The 18,567-nt window shown below is 38.3% G+C and carries 14 protein-coding genes and 5 tRNA genes; 17 read left to right on the plus strand and 2 right to left on the minus strand.

Translation table 11 applies throughout. The features are described from left to right. The first annotated feature begins 10 nt into the window (after positions 1 to 10). The 16 genes from GWI59_RS17180 (at position 11) to GWI59_RS17605 (ending at position 14,837) form a co-directional block, all read left to right on the plus strand. Positions 11 to 1,264, plus strand: coding sequence for a glutamate-5-semialdehyde dehydrogenase (locus tag GWI59_RS17180; protein WP_109399027.1), 1,254 nt, complete (start codon positions 11 to 13; stop codon positions 1,262 to 1,264). A 144-nt stretch (positions 1,265 to 1,408) separates the two neighbouring features. Beyond that, positions 1,409 to 1,921 (plus strand): shikimate kinase AroL, encoded by a 513-nt coding sequence (gene aroL / locus GWI59_RS17185; RefSeq protein WP_072063512.1) that lies wholly within the window; start codon positions 1,409 to 1,411, stop codon positions 1,919 to 1,921. Between the two features lie 103 nt (positions 1,922 to 2,024). Then, positions 2,025 to 4,184: a bifunctional acyl-ACP--phospholipid O-acyltransferase/long-chain-fatty-acid--ACP ligase gene (aas, locus tag GWI59_RS17190; protein ID WP_161725166.1), complete on the plus strand. Its 2,160-nt coding sequence runs from the start codon at positions 2,025 to 2,027 to the stop codon at positions 4,182 to 4,184. Beyond that, positions 4,184 to 5,383 carry a lysophospholipid transporter LplT gene (gene lplT, locus GWI59_RS17195; protein WP_006534769.1) on the plus strand — a complete coding sequence of 400 codons (1,200 nt, stop codon included), beginning with the start codon at positions 4,184 to 4,186 and terminating at the stop codon, positions 5,381 to 5,383. The genes aas and lplT overlap by 1 nt, the downstream gene beginning before the upstream one ends. Before the next feature lie 36 nt (positions 5,384 to 5,419). Then, positions 5,420 to 5,926: a nicotinamide-nucleotide amidase gene (gene pncC / locus GWI59_RS17200; protein WP_006534768.1), complete on the plus strand. Its 507-nt coding sequence runs from the start codon at positions 5,420 to 5,422 to the stop codon at positions 5,924 to 5,926. Between the two features lie 107 nt (positions 5,927 to 6,033). Then, the gene (gene recA, locus GWI59_RS17205; RefSeq protein WP_072063509.1) at positions 6,034 to 7,104 is read left to right on the plus strand and encodes a recombinase RecA; all 1,071 of its coding nucleotides are present in this window, start codon (positions 6,034 to 6,036) and stop codon (positions 7,102 to 7,104) included. A 902-nt stretch (positions 7,105 to 8,006) separates the two neighbouring features. After that, on the plus strand, positions 8,007 to 10,634 hold the full coding sequence (gene alaS / locus GWI59_RS17210; RefSeq protein WP_072063508.1) for an alanine--tRNA ligase: 2,628 nt from the start codon (positions 8,007 to 8,009) through the stop codon (positions 10,632 to 10,634). Between the two features lie 221 nt (positions 10,635 to 10,855). Further along, a complete protein-coding gene (csrA, locus tag GWI59_RS17215) occupies positions 10,856 to 11,044 on the plus strand; it encodes a carbon storage regulator CsrA (RefSeq protein ID WP_004244778.1) in 189 nt (62 codons plus the stop codon). Positions 11,045 to 11,507: 463 nt separating this feature from the next. Continuing rightward, positions 11,508 to 11,600: transfer RNA gene (locus tag GWI59_RS17220), tRNA-Ser, on the plus strand. A gap of 9 nt (positions 11,601 to 11,609) precedes the next feature. Beyond that, positions 11,610 to 11,686 (plus strand) — tRNA-Arg (locus tag GWI59_RS17225). A gap of 89 nt (positions 11,687 to 11,775) precedes the next feature. After that, positions 11,776 to 11,852, plus strand: a tRNA-Arg gene (locus GWI59_RS17230). A 55-nt stretch (positions 11,853 to 11,907) separates the two neighbouring features. Further along, positions 11,908 to 11,984 (plus strand) — tRNA-Arg (locus GWI59_RS17235). Positions 11,985 to 12,035: 51 nt separating this feature from the next. Further along, positions 12,036 to 12,112, plus strand: a tRNA-Arg gene (locus tag GWI59_RS17240). Positions 12,113 to 12,295: 183 nt separating this feature from the next. Further along, positions 12,296 to 13,876, plus strand: coding sequence for a glutamate--cysteine ligase (gene gshA, locus GWI59_RS17245; RefSeq protein ID WP_109399023.1), 1,581 nt, complete (start codon positions 12,296 to 12,298; stop codon positions 13,874 to 13,876). Positions 13,877 to 14,038: 162 nt separating this feature from the next. Next, a complete protein-coding gene (gene luxS, locus GWI59_RS17250) occupies positions 14,039 to 14,554 on the plus strand; it encodes an S-ribosylhomocysteine lyase (RefSeq protein ID WP_006534759.1) in 516 nt (171 codons plus the stop codon). Positions 14,555 to 14,702: 148 nt separating this feature from the next. Further along, positions 14,703 to 14,837, plus strand: coding sequence for a hypothetical protein (locus GWI59_RS17605; protein ID WP_006534758.1), 135 nt, complete (start codon positions 14,703 to 14,705; stop codon positions 14,835 to 14,837). A gap of 48 nt (positions 14,838 to 14,885) precedes the next feature. On the opposite strand, the gene GWI59_RS17255 is transcribed toward GWI59_RS17605, so the two are convergent. Further along, positions 14,886 to 16,160 carry an HlyC/CorC family transporter gene (locus GWI59_RS17255; RefSeq protein ID WP_072063506.1) on the minus strand — a complete coding sequence of 425 codons (1,275 nt, stop codon included), beginning with the start codon at positions 16,158 to 16,160 and terminating at the stop codon, positions 14,886 to 14,888. 34 nt (positions 16,161 to 16,194) lie between these two features. Continuing rightward, complete coding sequence (locus GWI59_RS17260; RefSeq protein ID WP_072063505.1) at positions 16,195 to 16,995, minus strand: cytochrome C assembly family protein; 801 nt, start codon at positions 16,993 to 16,995, stop codon at positions 16,195 to 16,197. A 173-nt stretch (positions 16,996 to 17,168) separates the two neighbouring features. Between GWI59_RS17260 and ffh the strand changes: the two genes are divergently transcribed. Continuing rightward, entirely contained in the window at positions 17,169 to 18,530 is a 1,362-nt protein-coding gene (ffh, locus tag GWI59_RS17265; protein ID WP_109396311.1) for a signal recognition particle protein, read from the plus strand. Positions 18,531 to 18,567 lie beyond the last annotated feature (37 nt).

Genomic DNA, 18,567 nt, shown 5'->3' on the forward strand with positions numbered 1-18,567 from the left:
GAGCCTTCTGATGTTAGAACAAATGGGTAAATCTGCAAGAGAAGCCTCTTGGCATTTAGCTCAACTCTCAACAGAGCAAAAAAATCAGGCATTATTAGTCATGGCTGATTTATTAGAACAACATGAGGCCTCAATTCTTGCGGCGAATGAAAAAGATATGCAAGCAGCTCGTGAAGCCAATATTAATGCCGCTATGCTTGATCGTTTATTGCTAACTTCTGAACGTTTAAAAGCTATTGCTGATGATGTTCGACAAGTATGTCGCTTGGAAGATCCGGTAGGTCAAGTTATTGATGGCCGTATGTTAGACAGCGGTTTACGTTTAGAACGTCGCCGTGTGCCGTTAGGTGTTGTTGGCGTTATTTATGAAGCTCGCCCTAATGTTACAATTGATGTCGCTTCTTTATGTTTGAAAACAGGTAATGCTGCCATTCTTCGTGGTGGAAAAGAGACTCACCATACCAATCAAGCGGTAGTTGCCGTTATTCAACAAGCTTTAGAAAAATGTGGTATTCCTGCTGGTGCTATTCAGGCGATTAATAAGCCTGATCGTGAGTTAGTCGCTAAAATGCTAAAAATGGATGAGTATATTGATATGCTTATTCCTCGTGGTGGTGCAGGATTGCATAAACTTTGCCGTGAACAATCAACTATTCCAGTTATCACCGGTGGCATTGGTGTCTGTCATACTTTTGTAGATGAAAGTGCAGATTTAGAAAAAGCATTAACGGTTATCGTAAATGCAAAAGTACAACGCCCAAGCGCGTGTAACTCTTTAGAAACGCTCTTAGTACATGAAAATATTGCAGATCTATTTTTGCCACAGTTAAGTGATGCCATGGCTACTCAAAAGGTAACTTTGCATTCAAGTGAGAAAGCATTGGTAGGGCTGAAAAAAGGCAGAGCTACTGTAGTTGATGTGAAAGATGCTGATTATTGCGATGAATGGTTGTCACTTGATTTAAATGTAGAAGTAGTGAGTGGGTTAACAGAGGCAATTAGCCATATTCGCCGTTATGGTACCGCGCACTCTGACGCTATTTTAACACAATCTATCTCTAATGCTGATCGTTTTGTTCGCCAAGTTGATTCTGCTGCTGTGTATGTTAATGCAAGCACACGTTTTACCGATGGTGGACAATTCGGTTTAGGTGCCGAAGTTGCTGTTAGTACACAGAAATTACATGCTAGAGGCCCGATGGGATTAGATGCTTTAACGACCTATAAATGGATTGGTTACGGCGATAATACAATTCGTAGCTAATTATTAAGATAATGAAATAAGCCATACTTTCTAAAGTGTGGCTTTATTTTTTTGTTACATCAGGTATGATATTTTATACTTTACAGTATGTAAACTTTTAATTACAACCCTAAAAGGGAACACACTATGGAGATAGTGCATTTTATGGAAAGTACAATTTACCTTATCGGACCTCGAGGTGCAGGGAAAACAACAGTAGGTAAAGCGCTTTCTCTCTCTTTAAATTATAGATTTATTGATACGGATTATTGGATAACCAAAAAATATCAACAAACTATATCTTCTATGGTGGAAGAGAAAGGTTGGGATTTCTTTCGTCAAATTGAATCAGAAGCACTAATCCAAGTAAGCCAACCTAACCAAGTTATTTCAACGGGTGGTGGTATGGTTTTAGCAGATAAAAATCGCGCTTATATGAAAACCTCGGGTGTTACAATTTATTTACAGGCCTCACTTGAAACATTAGTTGAACGTTTATCCCAAGATCCAAATGAAGCACAAAGACCTAGTTTGACAGGTAAAACATTAGTTTCAGAAATGCATGATGTTTTAATTAAGCGCGAACCTTTATACATGCAATGCGCAGATATTATTGTTGATGCTGGGTTATCTATTAATGAAATTATTGCGGTAATTCTCGCAAAACTTGCCAAATAATTAGGAAGTCGTCTGATATAAAGGACAAAACAGAGGTCATCTATTTTATTTTCATCACATCCTATTTATAGTAAGGCTAATTATAGCAAAATGAGATATGGATATGATGTTAATAGCGTTTTTTAAAACACTATTTAAGTTCTTATTTAGAATAAGAATTGAAGGACTTGTTAATCAGTTTTCCCAATATGAAAAATGTATAATTACACCAAATCATACTTCTTTTATTGATGGTATATTATTACGTTTATTCCTACCTATTAATCCTGTGTTTGCTGTTTATACTTCAGTGGCTTCTGCAAAAACGACAAGATGGTTAGGTCGTTATGCTGATATTGTACCTTTAGATCCCGCCAATCCAATGGCCGTGCGCCAGTTAGTTAAAGAAGTGGATAAAGGTCGTCCAATTGTGATTTTCCCAGAAGGAAGGATCACAGTAACAAATGGTTTGATGAAAATTTATGAAGGTGCTGCTTTTATTGCCGCAAAATCAGGCGCTAAAGTTGTTCCTGTTAGAATTGAAGGGGCTGAATTCAGCTATTTTTCACGAATACGTAAAAGTTTACGAGTAAAGTCTCAATTCTTTCCTAAAATCACTATCAAGGTGCTTCCTGCAGTTAATTTACCGATGCCAAAAGCTGAAAAATCTTCTGAGCGTCGCCGATTAGCGGGGGAAGCTATGCGTGATATCATGATGGAAGCCATCATGCAAACACGCCCTAATCTTACGTTGTATGAAGCATTTTTACAGGCAATGTCTCAATATGGCCGATTTAGTCCGCTAATTTCTGATATCAGCTTAAAAGAAGATTCTTATCAAGGGTTACTGAAAAAAACGTTAGGGCTCAGTCGTTTGATTGAACGCTACACAGAACCCAAAGAGCGTATAGGTTTACTGCTTCCAAATACAACAGTAACTGCGGCTGCGCTATTAGGTGCAACAATGCGTCAACGTGTTGTTGCAATGCTCAACTACACGGCAGGTAGTTTAGGTGTACAAAATGCGATGAAAGCCGCATCAATCAAAACCATCTTTACATCACGCCAGTTTTTAGAAAAAGGGAATTTATTACATATTCCTGAGCAAACCCCTGAAGCTAATTGGGTTTACCTTGAAGATCTCAAAGATAGTGTGACGAGTGAAGATAAACGCTGGATCCTCAAACACCTTATTACGCCACATAAAGCGATGTTACCGCAAGATGCACATGATGCAGCCGTTATTCTATTTACATCCGGATCGGAAGGGACGCCTAAAGGCGTTGTTCACAGCCATTCGAGTTTACTGGCTAACGTTGAGCAAATTCGTGCTATTGCTGACTTTTCACCGAAAGATAAATTTATGTCAGCATTGCCGTTATTCCATGCATTTGGTTTAACAGCTTGCTTGCTAACTCCCATTTGTTTGGGGGCACGTGTTTTTCTTTATCCCAGCCCGTTACACTATCGAGTTATACCCGAATTAGTCTATGACCAAAACTGTACGGTGTTATTTGGGACATCAACCTTTTTAGGAAATTACGGAAAATTTGCTCATCCTTATGATTTTGCCCGAGTGAGATATGTGGTTGCTGGCGCTGAAAAACTCTCTGAATCAACTCGTGTTTTATGGCAAGAGAAATTTGGTATTCGTATTTTAGAAGGTTATGGTGTAACAGAATGCGCACCTGTTGTGTCAATCAACGTGCCTATGAGTGCCAAAACTCATACTGTAGGGCGTTTATTACCCGGCATGGAAGGGCGTTTAATTCCAATGAATGGCATTACTGATGGCGGTAGACTACAACTACGTGGCCCTAATGTAATGATGGGGTACTTACGCGTTGAATCCCCTGAAAAATTGGAAACCCCAGTCGCAGCTAATGCTGAAGGTATTGATGAGGAAGGTTGGTACGACACCGGTGATATTGTTGCTATCGATAGTGAAGGTTTCTATACAATTAAAGGACGGGTTAAACGCTTTGCAAAAATTGCAGGTGAAATGGTTTCTCTCGAAGGGGTTGAGCAACTTGCACGCAAAGCATCTCAAGGTGAGCATGCGGTTGTATCAATAAGTGATAAGCGCAGAGGTGAATCATTAGTTCTTTTTACAACAGATAAACAATTAGATCGTAGTGTACTATCAACACTGGCAAAATCTGAAGGTGTTGCCGAAATCGCTGTACCAAAAGACATTCGTTTTATCAAAGAGATTCCTGTATTAGGAAGTGGAAAAACGGATTTTGTTTCATTGAAGAAACTTGCTGAACAGGAAAATAATTAATGCCAGAGAATATTAGTCAGCCTCCTTTAATGAGTAGGGGAATGAAAGCGGTACTTTTGTCGCAATTTCTTTCTGCTTTTGCCGATAATGCCTTACTGTTTGCTATTCTTGCGCAGTTTAAATCATCACTGTATCCAGAGTGGAGTCAGCCTGTTTTACAGATGGTTTTTGTGCTGGCTTTTATTCTTTTAGCTCCTTTTGTAGGGCAGTTTGCTGATCGTAATCCTAAAGGTAGGGTAATGCTCAGTGGTAATCTGTTAAAATTTGTAGGCGCATTTCTTATTTGCGTTGGCTCTGATCCTTTCCTTGGCTATGCTCTCGTTGGAATTGGTGCCGCTGTTTATTCTCCTGCTAAATATGGCATCTTAGGTGAATTAACCGATGGCGAACGTTTAGTTAAAGCAAATGGTTTAATGGAAGCTTCTACTATTGCCGCTATTCTATTGGGATCTGTCATTGGTGGTTTACTATCAGATTGGAGCATTGTTTTTGCATTAGGTGTTTGTGCGGCAATGTATGGTTTAGCGGTATTTGTTAACTTTGGTATACCTAAATTATCAGCTGCTCAAATTGGTCGTGGTTGGAACATTAAAAGAATGTTTACACAGTTTCTTGAGGCTACACGTACTTTATGGGCTGATAAAGAAAGTCGCTTTTCTTTAGTGGGAACCAGCATGTTTTGGGGGGCAGGAGTAACATTGCGCTTTTTACTTGTGCAGTGGGTACCTATTGCTTTAGGTATGACTGATAATACAACCCCAACAGTATTAAATGCGATGGTTGCGATTGGTATTGTGGTCGGTGCTGGATTAGCTGCTAAATTTGTGACTCTGAAAACAGTACGGCGCTGTATGCCTGCAGGTATTTTAATTGGTCTTGGTGTTGTTTATTTCTCATTGCAAACTTCAATTATTCCATCCTACTTAATTCTTATTATCATCGGTGTTTTTGGTGGCTTCTTTGTCGTGCCATTGAATGCGTTATTACAAGACAAAGGAAAGCACAGTGTTGGTGCTGGTAATGCTATCGCTGTACAAAATCTCGGTGAAAATACAGCAATGTTATTAATGCTTGGTTTATTCTCATTGGTTACAAGCATTGGTGTATCTGTTGTTGCTATCGGAATAGGCTTTGGGGCTATTTTTGCCCTAGCAATTGGTGGTCTATGGTTATGGGATTGCACTAGGAAGAAATCTTAAACACTGAGATTTATAATAGAGGTTAGATGAACCTTAATGATAAATTACGATGAAATGACCCGTCTAAGTATTGAAATGGGTAAAGTGTTACTTGAAAAGAAGCGTACGATAACAACAGCTGAATCTTGCACTGGCGGATGGATTGCGAAAGTTATCACTGATATTGCAGGAAGCTCTGAATATTATCAGCGTGGCTTTGTAACATATAGCAATGAAGCGAAGCATGAAATGATAGGTGTTGATGAGCAAACCTTGATTAAATACGGCGCTGTTAGCAAAGAAGTTGTTCTTCAGATGGCGAAAGGCGCACTTAGCGCTGCAAATGCAGATTTTGCTGTTTCAGTTAGTGGTATTGCAGGCCCTGGTGGTGGTAGTGAAGAAAAACCCGTTGGTTTAGTTTGGTTTGGCTTTGCAATGAAAACATCAACAGGTATTCAAACTACGGCAACACACTGTATATTCAGTGGTTCTCGAGATCAAATAAGAGCTGAATCTGTTATTTTTTCTTTAAAATCAATTCTTAAAGAAATTATTAATAATTAACTTGATACTGTATGATTATACAGTATAATGAGTTTCAACAAGCAAAATCATATACGTTTTAATGGTAGTGACCCATTTTTATGCTTCACTGCCCAGAGGGAGATAACATGGCTATTGATGAAAACAAGCAAAAAGCATTGGCCGCAGCACTTGGTCAAATTGAAAAGCAATTTGGTAAAGGGTCTATCATGCGTCTGGGCGAAGATCGTTCCATGAACGTTGAAACCATCTCTACGGGTTCTTTATCATTAGACGTTGCTTTAGGTGCTGGTGGTTTACCACGCGGGCGTATTGTTGAAATCTATGGCCCAGAATCTTCTGGTAAAACAACATTAACACTACAAGTTATCGCTGCTGCTCAACGTGAAGGCAAAATTTGTGCATTCATCGATGCTGAGCACGCTTTAGACCCTATCTATGCTCAAAAACTAGGCGTAGATATTGATAACCTGCTCTGTTCTCAGCCTGATACTGGTGAACAAGCCCTAGAAATTTGTGATGCATTATCTCGTTCTGGTGCAGTTGATGTTATCGTTGTTGACTCCGTTGCAGCTTTAACACCAAAAGCAGAAATTGAAGGTGAGATTGGTGATTCACACGTTGGTTTAGCTGCTCGTATGATGAGTCAAGCTATGCGTAAGTTAGCGGGTAACTTGAAAAACTCCAACACTCTGCTTATTTTCATCAACCAAATTCGAATGAAAATCGGTGTTATGTTTGGTAATCCAGAAACCACAACAGGTGGTAATGCACTTAAATTCTACGCATCTGTTCGTTTAGATATTCGTCGTATCGGCTCTGTTAAAAACGGTGATGAAGTTGTTGGTAGTGAAACACGCGTTAAAGTGGTGAAAAACAAAATTGCAGCACCATTTAAACAAGCTGAATTCCAAATTATGTATGGTGAAGGCATCAATACCTTTGGCGAATTGATTGATTTAGGCGTTAAACACAAATTGGTAGAGAAAGCTGGTGCATGGTACAGCTACAATGGTGAGAAAATTGGTCAAGGTAAAGCCAACGCAACAACTTATCTAAAAGAACACCCTGAAATGTACAATGAGTTAAACACTAAACTTCGTGAAATGTTATTAAATCACGCAGGTGAATTTACTAGCGCAGCTGATTTTGCTAATGATAGTGATGACGCAGCAGATATTGAAGAAACAGAAAAATAATTTTTTACTAATGCCTAAATTGCACATTGAATGTATATTAAAACATATTACGATCATTGCAGTTGTTAACCATTAGCCAATTAATGTGATTTAACTCACTTAAAAAAGGAAGCTCTCAAATGGCTTCCTTTTTGTTATATGTTGTATCTTTTATTCAAAAGAGGATTAAAATTAGTCTTATTTTGTTTCCTTTCCATGAAAAATAGCCTTTAACACTACTTTATTTAATATAACGATATTTTTTACTAATTTGTTTTTGATAGTTATATGAAAATTTATATAGTGAAATTTTGGTGATATATCCTTGCCAATAAAAAATAGAAATAAGAATCATTATTATAATCTGATTGCACCAGATAATAAATAATTGACATATAAAGATAAATATCTTCAATATATTTGGATCTAATTTAAATTGTATTTAAAGATTTGTTGAGATGTAAGGTGTGTTTTTTAGTAATAAGTGCTTTTATTTTAGTAAGTTATCGCTATATCAACATATTGTTTAAGTAATAATTCTTATGTTTTTGTTACTACTTGCCATGAGAAAAAGAGATTATTCAAAGGAAAAAAACGTATAGCGAGTCATCTCATAAAAAAGCAGTAATAACAAATACTTTTTAATAATTACAAAATGAAAATACTTTAAGTTGCTAACATTTTCCAAGATAATTGCTCTTAAATAGAGAAAAGTCCCATTCTCAGATAACAATCCCACTTTCAGAAAAAAACTAGACGATTTACAATGTCAACACGAATAAGTTTATCGGGGGTTTTACTTCTGACAGAAGAAATTCTATCTTATCCCTACTTATGTATTCGTTGGCTAAGTAGAGGTAATAATAAACCTCCTCTAACTAGATTTCTAATTTCTGTTTTTCCAGCTTGATTTCGGGATAATTATGAGCAAAAGCACCGCTGAGATCCGTCAGGCGTTTCTCGACTTTTTTCATACTAAAGGACATCAAATAGTACCTAGCAGTTCTTTGGTTCCAAATAACGATCCAACATTGCTGTTTACAAACGCAGGGATGAACCAATTCAAAGATGTATTTCTTGGATTGGATAATAGACCTTATTCCCGAGCGACAACTGCGCAACGCTGTGTGCGCGCAGGTGGTAAACATAACGATTTAGAAAATGTGGGTTATACCGCTCGTCACCATACTTTTTTTGAAATGCTAGGTAATTTCAGTTTTGGTGACTATTTCAAACATGATGCAATCAATTTTGCTTGGGAATTATTAACAAGCGAAGAGTGGTTCAATTTACCTAAAGAAAGACTTTGGGTAACGGTATATGCCACAGATGATGAAGCTTATGATATTTGGAATAAAGAAATTGGTATTCCAGCAGAAAGAATTATCCGCATTGGTGATAATAAAGGTGCACCATTTGCATCAGATAACTTCTGGCAAATGGGGGATACAGGCCCTTGTGGACCTTGTACCGAAATATTTTATGATCATGGTGATCACATTTGGGGCGGACCTCCTGGATCACCAGAAGAGGATGGCGATCGCTATATTGAGATCTGGAATATCGTCTTCATGCAATTTAATCGTCAGTCAGATGGCACTATGGATCCACTGCCGAAACCATCTGTTGATACGGGAATGGGGTTAGAGCGTATTACTGCTGTTTTACAACATGTAAACTCTAACTATGACATTGATTTATTCCGTTCTTTAATTAAATCTGTTGCACAAGTGACTAATGCAACGGATTTAGAAAATAAATCATTACGCGTTATTGCCGATCATATTCGTTCTTGTTCATTCCTTGTCTGCGATGGCGTTATCCCTTCTAATGAAGGCCGTGGCTATGTTCTGCGTCGTATTATTCGTCGTGCAGTACGTCATGGTTATATGCTTGGCGCCAAAGATACCTTCTTCTATAAGTTAGTCGCTCCATTAATTGAAGTTATGGCAGAGGCAGGTGAAGAATTAAAACGTCAACAAGCTATCGTCGAAAAAGTATTAAAAACGGAAGAAGAGCAATTTGCTCGTACATTAGAACGCGGTCTTCAATTATTAGATGAAGAACTGGCTAACTTAACAGATGACATTCTTCCGGGTGAAACCGCTTTCCGTCTTTATGATACATATGGTTTTCCTCTTGATTTAACTGCCGATGTTTGTCGTGAAAGAAATATCAAGGTTGATGAAAACGGCTTCGATGTCGCGATGGAAGAGCAACGTAAACGTGCGCGTGAATCTAGTGGTTTTGGTACTGACTATAATAGTCTAATCAAAGTGGATAGCCGTAGTGAGTTCTCTGGTTATGATCATGATGAACAACAGGGCACAATCACCGCTATTTTCCATAACGGACAATCAGTCACTGAATTGAAAGCAGGCGAAGAAGGTATTATCTTCTTAAATAAAACCGCATTTTATGCAGAGTCTGGTGGACAAGTTGGTGATAAAGGTGTTTTAACAGGTAAAGATAGCCTGTTTGAAGTCACAGATACGCAAAAATACGGTAAAGCGATTGGTCATATTGGTAAAGTTAACGTAGGGTCATTTATTGTTAACCATAAAATTAATGCCACTATCGATATTGCTCGCCGTGATGCTATTCGTTTAAATCACTCTGCGACGCACTTATTACATGCCGCATTGCGCCAAGTTCTGGGTACGCATGTTACTCAAAAAGGCTCCTTGGTTAACGATAAATATCTGCGTTTTGACTTTTCTCATTTTGAAGCAGTTAAGCCAGAACAATTACGAGAAATTGAAGATATTGTCAATGCGCAAATCCGACTTAACTCACCAGTTGTCACTGAGTTAATGGATCTTGAAGATGCGAAAGAAAAAGGTGCGATGGCACTCTTTGGTGAAAAATACGACGAACGAGTTCGTGTTTTAACAATGGGTGACTTCTCTACTGAACTTTGTGGTGGTACTCACGCTTCTAGAACGGGGGATATTGGTTTATTCCGCATTGTCAGTGAGTCAGGCACTGCTGCTGGTATTCGTCGTATTGAGGCAATTACTGGTATTGCAGCAATTGAGAGTATTCATGAACAATCAGATCTTATCTCTCTTGTTGCACAAGTTCTAAAAAGCGATGGTACAAACTTGGTCGAAAGAATCAAAACAGTCCAAGAAAAATATCGTTTATTAGAAAAAGAACTCCAACAACTAAAAGATCAGCAAGCTGCTCAAGAGAGTTCCTCTTTAGGTAGTCAGGCTAAAAATGTGAAAGGTATCAAACTTTTAGTTCGTGAGCTTAATGGTGTTGAGCCAAAAATGTTAAGAACAATGGTTGACGATTTAAAAAATCAATTAGGTTCTGCAATTATTGTGCTTTCCACTATTTCTGATGGTAAAGTGAGCTTAATTGTTGGGGTCACTAAAGATTTAACTGCTAAAGTTAAAGCAGGTGAGTTAATTAGTTTTGTAGCACAGCAAATCGGTGGTAAAGGTGGCGGTCGCCCTGATATGGCTCAAGCTGGTGGTACTGATATTGACGCTTTACCTGCGGCTTTGGCAAGTGTTGACGAGTGGGTTGAATCGCATCTGTAAGCGATAATAACCTGAAAAAAAGGCGCTATTCCTGATTTATAGGGATAACGCCTTATTGAGATATTGATAATCCGTTAAATAATCATTCACTAAATTTATATTTTGTTATGAAGTATAAGTTACTTGTGATAAATAATGATTATACGAATTGACAATGTATGATGGATAATGGCCGGGAAATTCTAGAGACCCGACTCTTGTAAATTTTCAAGGAGCAAAGAATGCTTATTCTAACTCGTCGAGTTGGTGAAACGCTTATGATAGGCGATGATGTGACCGTAACCGTTTTAGGGGTTAAAGGTAATCAGGTACGGATTGGCGTAAACGCACCTAAAGAAGTATCTGTCCATCGTGAAGAGATCTATCAACGAATTCAGGCCGAGAAAACTCAGCCTACTGATAACTACTAAATAATTCCTATTTTAGTTAGTCACAATTCATTCGTAAGCGTCCACACTTTTGCCGGGTTTGGGCGCTTTTCTCTTTATAAGACGTTTGATTCCCTTCTTTGTTCCTATCTTCTCTTTCCTTGAACTGTATTTATTATTGCACTATCCGTTTATTCTGATTGACAGAATTGAAAGTCTTTTTACCTCTAATAATTCGATTCATAATAATTTGATGTGCGAATGAATTTATTAACTAAGAGAATAAAATACTTGAATGATTTTTCATCAGCGATATCATTGTGTTCAGGACTTTTTTAGCCAATCTTGCTGATAAACGCATCAGTTTGTTTGTGAAGTGTTCAAACAAACGTATATTCGTAAAAAGTTGAGAAAAATCGTTTGACTTCTTAGGCTGAGAAAGTAATATGTGCGCCACACAGAGACGAGATGTTCAGTAAGAACTTCTTCGAGTGGTTCTAAATATGGTGAGATGGCCGAGAGGCTGAAGGCGCTCCCCTGCTAAGGGAGTATGCGGTCAAAAGCTGCATCGAGGGTTCGAATCCCTCTCTCACCGCCATTTAGATTTGCATCCTTAGCTCAGCTGGATAGAGTACTCGGCTACGAACCGAGCGGTCGGAGGTTCGAATCCTCCAGGATGCACCATATTCCAACCCCATGATTAATGTATGGGGTTTTTATTTTGGTGCAAATGGTGAATAATTTGCATTAAAAGCGTAAAGTATTAAAACGGCGCATCCTTAGCTCAGCTGGATAGAGTACTCGGCTACGAACCGAGCGGTCGGAGGTTCGAATCCTCCAGGATGCACCATCTCATTACTCAGATTGCTAATTGCAATATGAGCAGCTAGAAAAATAACTACGATGCATCCTTAGCTCAGCTGGATAGAGTACTCGGCTACGAACCGAGCGGTCGGAGGTTCGAATCCTCCAGGATGCACCATCTTTTATTAGATAACTTAGTTTAATTATTTCTAGCAAAAACGTCAGACCTGCATCCTTAGCTCAGCTGGATAGAGTACTCGGCTACGAACCGAGCGGTCGGAGGTTCGAATCCTCCAGGATGCACCATATTAAAAGCCCCGCTATTGCGGGGCTTTTTGCTTTCTACCATTCTATTATTTTGCATAAATGACGTTTTTGTTTAGCACCAACTAACAATGCTAACATCATCTAATAAGCGACAATTTAGTGACTTTGCGATAAAGTAACTCCTATCTATTTACTAACATCAATCAACGCGGGAGGTCACCTTTGATCCCGGACGTATCAAAAGCGCTTTCTTGGTTAGAAGCACACCCTAAAGTTTTATGTGGCATCCACCGTGGTATAGAGCGTGAAACTTTAAGAGTTACGCCAGAAGGCAATTTAGCATCAACAGAGCATCCTATTTCATTAGGTAAATCATTAACTCATAAATGGATCACAACTGATTTTGCTGAGTCTCTATTAGAATTTATTACACCTGTTGATGACAACATTGCACATACCTTGCATTTTTTAGGTGATTTACATCGCTATACAGCACGTCACTTAGATAATGAACGTATGTGGCCTATGAGTATGCCTTGCTTTATTGAAGCGGAAGATAAGATTACGCTGGCTCAATTTGGCACATCAAATGTTGGGCGTTTTAAAACACTCTATCGCGAAGGGCTTAAAAATCGTTATGGTGCATTAATGCAAACCATTTCGGGTGTGCATTACAACTTCTCATTACCTATCGAATTTTGGCAAGCATGGGCAAATGTAAAAGATGAAGAGAGTGGAAAAGAGGCGATTTCTGATGGTTACTTACGTCTTATTCGTAACTACTATCGATTTGGCTGGATCATTCCATTTTTCTTTGGTGCATCACCAGCAATTTGTGGATCTTTCTTAAAAGGAAGAGAAACAAATTTACCATTTGAAAGTACGCTTAAGGGGGCGAAGTATTTACCTTATGCAACTTCATTACGTTTAAGCGATTTAGGGTATACCAATAAATCTCAAAGCGATTTAGATATCACCTTTAATCATCTTGAAACTTATGTCAAAGGGCTCAAAAAAGCGATTCATAAGCCTTCAGAAGAGTTTGCTAAATTAGGTGTTAAGAAAAACGGTGAGTATATTCAGTTAAACACCAATGTGTTGCAGATTGAAAATGAACTCTATGCACCTATTCGTCCTAAACGTGTGGTTAAGGGGGATGAATCGCCTTCTGATGCGTTATTACGTGGTGGTATTGAATATATCGAAGTTCGTTCACTTGATATCAATCCATTTACCCCTATTGGTGTTGACGAAACACAAATTCGCTTCCTTGATTTATTCCTGATTTGGTGTGTATTAGCTGATGCTCCAGAAATGGATGCTTCTGAATTAGCGTGCTGCCGTTCAAATTGGAATAACGTTATTCTAGAAGGGCGTAAGCCAGGTCAAGTTATTGGAATGGGTTGTGGCGAAAGAAAAGAGCCATTAGCGCAAGTAGGTAAAGCCTTATTTGCTGATTTAGCACGTGTTGCTAATGTTCTTGATTGTTGTTCAGGCACTAAATATATGGAAGTTTGTGTTAAGTTAGAAGAAATGTTCGATAATCCTGAATTAACTTTTTCAGGCAGACTTTTAGACAAAATTAAAACACAAGGCATTGGTGGTTTTGGCTTGTCTTTGGCTGAAGAATATTACCAAGAATTAATTAAAACACCTTATGAAACGTTAACTGATGAAGCTTTTGAACATGAGAGAATTTCATCCATAAAACGTCAAGAAGAGTTAGAAAAGAGTGATACCATTTCTTTTGATGAGTATTTGAAGATCCATGCGGGGACTAACACCGATAATGTGGCTTCCTAAACTTAGATAGAAAAAAGCCACACTAAGATTTGTGTGGCTAAAAAATTCTATAGAGAAATAGGGATGATAACATTTTGCGCGTATTCGTTACTAAGACCGTGCTACTTGTAGAAAGTTTCATTTTTTCTTAAAAATATTTAAATTTTTCTTAGGAGGTTTTTTATGCCTTTATTGGATAGCTTTACTGTTGACCATACGCGTATGTCAGCACCTGCTGTACGCGTTGCTAAGACCATGAAAACGCCATCAGGTGATACTATTACGGTATTTGATTTACGTTTTACGGTACCAAATAAAAAAGCCATGCCTGAGAAAGGAATTCATACTCTAGAGCATCTGTTTGCTGGATTTATGCGTAATCATCTTAATGGTAATGGTGTTGAGATAATTGATATTTCCCCAATGGGATGTCGTACAGGATTCTACATGAGCTTAATTGGGCAACCTGAAGAGCAACGTGTAGCTAATGCATGGAAAGCCGCAATGGAAGATGTTTTGAAAGTAAAAGATCAAAACCATATCCCAGAACTAAATGTGTACCAATGTGGTACCTATGAAATGCATTCGCTGACAGAAGCACAAGATATCGCACGTGATATTTTATCTCATAGCATTGGTATTAATCATAACGATGAATTAGCGTTGCCTGAAGAGACTTTAAAAGAGTTACATATTTAAGTAATCGCTAATTTATAATATTAGGGGATAATAGATCAGGAAATTCGCATTCTGATTTATTGTCTCTTTTTTATTTGCAGGCGTGAAGAATATGTAGCTGATTATTCTTATCAACCAGCATTAAACTTAGTTATGTGGGTTAAAAATCATGGTTTTTTATTCTGATTATCAACAAGTAAAGCCAGCCAAATTAGTACAAGAGCAAGCGATAGAGCCTTTCTATATGAAATCTGCCAGAGAGTTTGATTTTCGTAATAGCAAATTACGATTTGAGTTAGGATAAACAGCCAAAATAAGCACCTTTTAAGGCTAAGGCGCTTATTTCTTTTTACTAATGATGTGGGATTGAAAGATGGCGAATTAACGCCTTTTTGATGACGTTATCCTGAACTTCAAGTATTTCAAATTCATAGTCACTCACAGTTATTTTATTACCAACAACAGGTAAGTCACCTAACTCTTCAATAATAACGCCGTTGATCGTTCGAGCTTCATCTTCAGGTAAATGCCAACCGAAAGCTTTATTGATATCTCGAATATTTGTCGTACCATCAACTAATAATGAACCGTCTTTTTGAGGAATAACTTCTTCAGCTAAAGATGGGGACATCGAAGTAGTAAAGTCACCAACAATCTCTTCAAGAATATCTTCAACGGTTACTAAACCTTGAATTTCACCATATTCATCAACCACAATCCCCGCTTTTTCATTGTTACGTTGGAAATTGACGAGCTGTAGGTTTAATGGTGTGCTTTCTGGAATAAAGTAAATTTTATCGGCAGCTTTCATCAGAATTTGTTTGGTAAATTCTTTTTTCTCGGTCATTAAGCGATAAGCTTCTCGTACTCGCAACATACCAATCGCATCGTCTAAAGTATCACGATAAAGCACAATCCGACCGTGAGGAGAATGAGTTAACTGTCTTACGATAGATTTCCATTCATCATTGACATCGATACCAAAAATTTCATTTCTTGGCACCATAATATCGCCAATCGTCACTTTTTCTAAATCTAAAATCGACAGCAACATATTCTGATTTCTTTGCGAAAGTTTTGATTTAGATTCATGAACGATAGTTCTTAACTCTTCTTTTGAGACTGCATTCCCTTGTATTACTGGAGATTTGATACCAAAAATGCGCATTAATATTAATGTGAGTTTATTAAAAAACCAAACAATAGGTAGCATCAATTTTTGTAAAGGAGAGAGAATTACACTGCTTGGATAAGCAAAACGCTCTGGATAAAGTGCTGCGATTGATTTTGGGAGCACTTCAGCAAAAATAAGGATAATAAAGGTCAGTACACCCGTAGCTATTGCTACACCTGCATCACCATATAAACGCATACCGACAATGGTAGCTAGCGCAGACGCAACAATATTAATCAGATTATTGCCAATCAATACTAAACTAATCAATCTGTCAGGACGTTGTAATAATTTTTCTACACGTTTTGCAGAGCGATTTCCTTGTTTCGCAGCATGACGGAGACGATAGCGATTAATCGTCATCATACTGGTTTCAGTCCCAGAAAAATAAGCTGAGGCAATAATCATACAGACAAGTATGATAATGAGCGTAGTTGTCGACACATGCTCCAAAATTGAGATCCTTTTGCAACCCTAAAATAGAAAATTAATTAAGTACTAACTCTTGTAATAAACGATTACCAAAAAAAGCTAATGTCAAAATAAGAGCGCCAATTAAATTAAAAATAATGACTTTCTTTCCTCTCCAGCCTTCTCGGAAATGTCCCCATAATAAAATGATGTAAACAAACCAAGCAATGATAGAGAAAATAGATTTATGGATGTTTTCTTTACCAAAAATATTATCCATATACACCAAACCTGTACATAAGGTCAGTGTCAGTAATACCACACCCACTTGTGTGATATGAAACATTTTACGCTCAATTGACATTAATGGTGGCATTTGAGGTGAGAATTTTAGTTTCTTATTTTTTAGTTGATAGTCGAGCCAACTAAGTTGTAATGCATATAAGGCGGCTATTAACAGAGTGGCATAGCTTAATAACGCCAATCCAATGTGAATAAAGAGTGATGTGCTACTTTCAAGATGTGTAACAAATTCACCCGGCATCAGTGCTGCAATAACAAGATTGACTATTGCGAAACAATAAACAATAGGCAGTAAGAACCATGCACGACCACGAGAAGCCACAATCGTCATGATAACGCAGACCATTAGGCTAACAATTGCACCTAGATTAGTGAGTGAAAGATTCTGTCCACTGTGAGGACGGAAAATTAAAAATTTTAATGAGATGGCATGTGCAACAAGTGCAATTACCGCAAATAGCAGAGCTAATCCGCGGTATCCATTCTGCTCTTTTCGTAACAGACCGGGTAAAAACATTACCAGACTGAGTAAATAAGCGCAGACAGCGACGATAGAGATTGATATAACGGGCATAGTTTCGCTTACATATATTGTTTGAATAACTTCCTAGTATAGCGCTAGGAGCATACGGCTCCAACTATTGAAGTCATTAAGCTTAAATCTCTATGCAGAGATCCGCGAGTCATCGTGATATAATCGGTGGCATACATGACCGATAAGCCCAACTTTAACACTGAGCTAAGATAATGTTTGAGAATTTAAGTGACAGACTATCGCGCACATTGCGCAATATAAGCGGTCGAGGAAGACTGACCGAAGAAAACATTAAAGAGACACTGCGTGAAGTGCGTATGGCTTTATTAGAAGCTGACGTTGCCTTACCCGTGGTTCGTGATTTTATTGCGCGCGTCAAAGAGAGCGCAGTAGGGCATGAAGTTAACAAAAGCCTGACACCGGGTCAGGAGTTTGTGAAGATTGTTCAAAATGAACTCGTCAATGCGATGGGGGAAGTGAATACTGACCTTGACCTATCAGCACAACCGCCAGCTGTTGTGTTAATGGCTGGTTTACAAGGTGCGGGTAAAACAACCAGTGTCGCAAAATTAGGTAAATTTTTAAAAGAGAAAAAGAAGAAAAAAGTTCTTGTTGTTTCTGCCGACGTTTATCGTCCAGCAGCGATTAAACAGCTTGAAACGTTAGCCGAAACGGTTGGCATTGATTTCTTTCCTTCGACTGTTCAAGAAAATCCAGTCACAATTGCAAGTAATGCATTAAAACATGCGCAACTTCAATTCTATGATGTATTGCTGGTGGATACAGCAGGTCGTTTACACGTAGATGAAGGCATGATGGAAGAGATCCAACTTCTCCATAAAGCCATTAATCCTGTGGAAACCTTATTTGTTGTTGACGCCATGACGGGTCAAGATGCGGCAAATACAGCAAAAGCATTTAATGAAGCATTGCCATTAACCGGGGTTGTATTAACCAAAGTTGATGGTGATGCGCGTGGTGGGGCGGCATTATCAATTCGCCATATCACTGGTAAGCCAATTAAATTCCTCGGTGTTGGGGAAAAAACAGAAGCTTTAGAACCTTTTCACCCAGATCGTATCGCCTCCCGCATTTTAGGCATGGGTGATGTTCTGTCTTTAATTGAAGATATTGAAAGCAAAGTTGATAGAGCACAAGCTGAAAAGTTAGCGACAAAACTTAAAAAAGGTGATGGCTTTGATTTAAATGATTTCTTAGATCAATTAAAGCAAATGAAGAACATGGGCGGCATGGCAAGTATGCTGAGCAAAATGCCGGGTATGTCTCAGGTGCCAGATGCAGTGAAATCACAAATGGATGATTCAATTTTAGTGAAAATGGAAGCGATTATTAATTCCATGACTAAAAAAGAACGCCAAAAACCGGAAATCATTAAAGGTTCCAGAAAACGCCGTATTGCTACAGGTTCTGGAACACAAGTGCAAGACGTCAACCGTTTATTAAAACAGTTTGATGATATGCAACGTATGATGAAAAAAATGAAAAAAGGTGGCATGGCTAAAATGATGCGTAGCATGAAAGGTATGATGCCACCTGGATTCCCTGGCCGATAAAATCAAAAAGCTGGAAAAAAAACGTGCTTTGGATTGC

The sequence above is a fragment of the Proteus sp. G2673 genome, from assembly GCF_009915125.1.
In the GTDB taxonomy this organism is placed as follows: domain Bacteria; phylum Pseudomonadota; class Gammaproteobacteria; order Enterobacterales; family Enterobacteriaceae; genus Proteus; species Proteus penneri.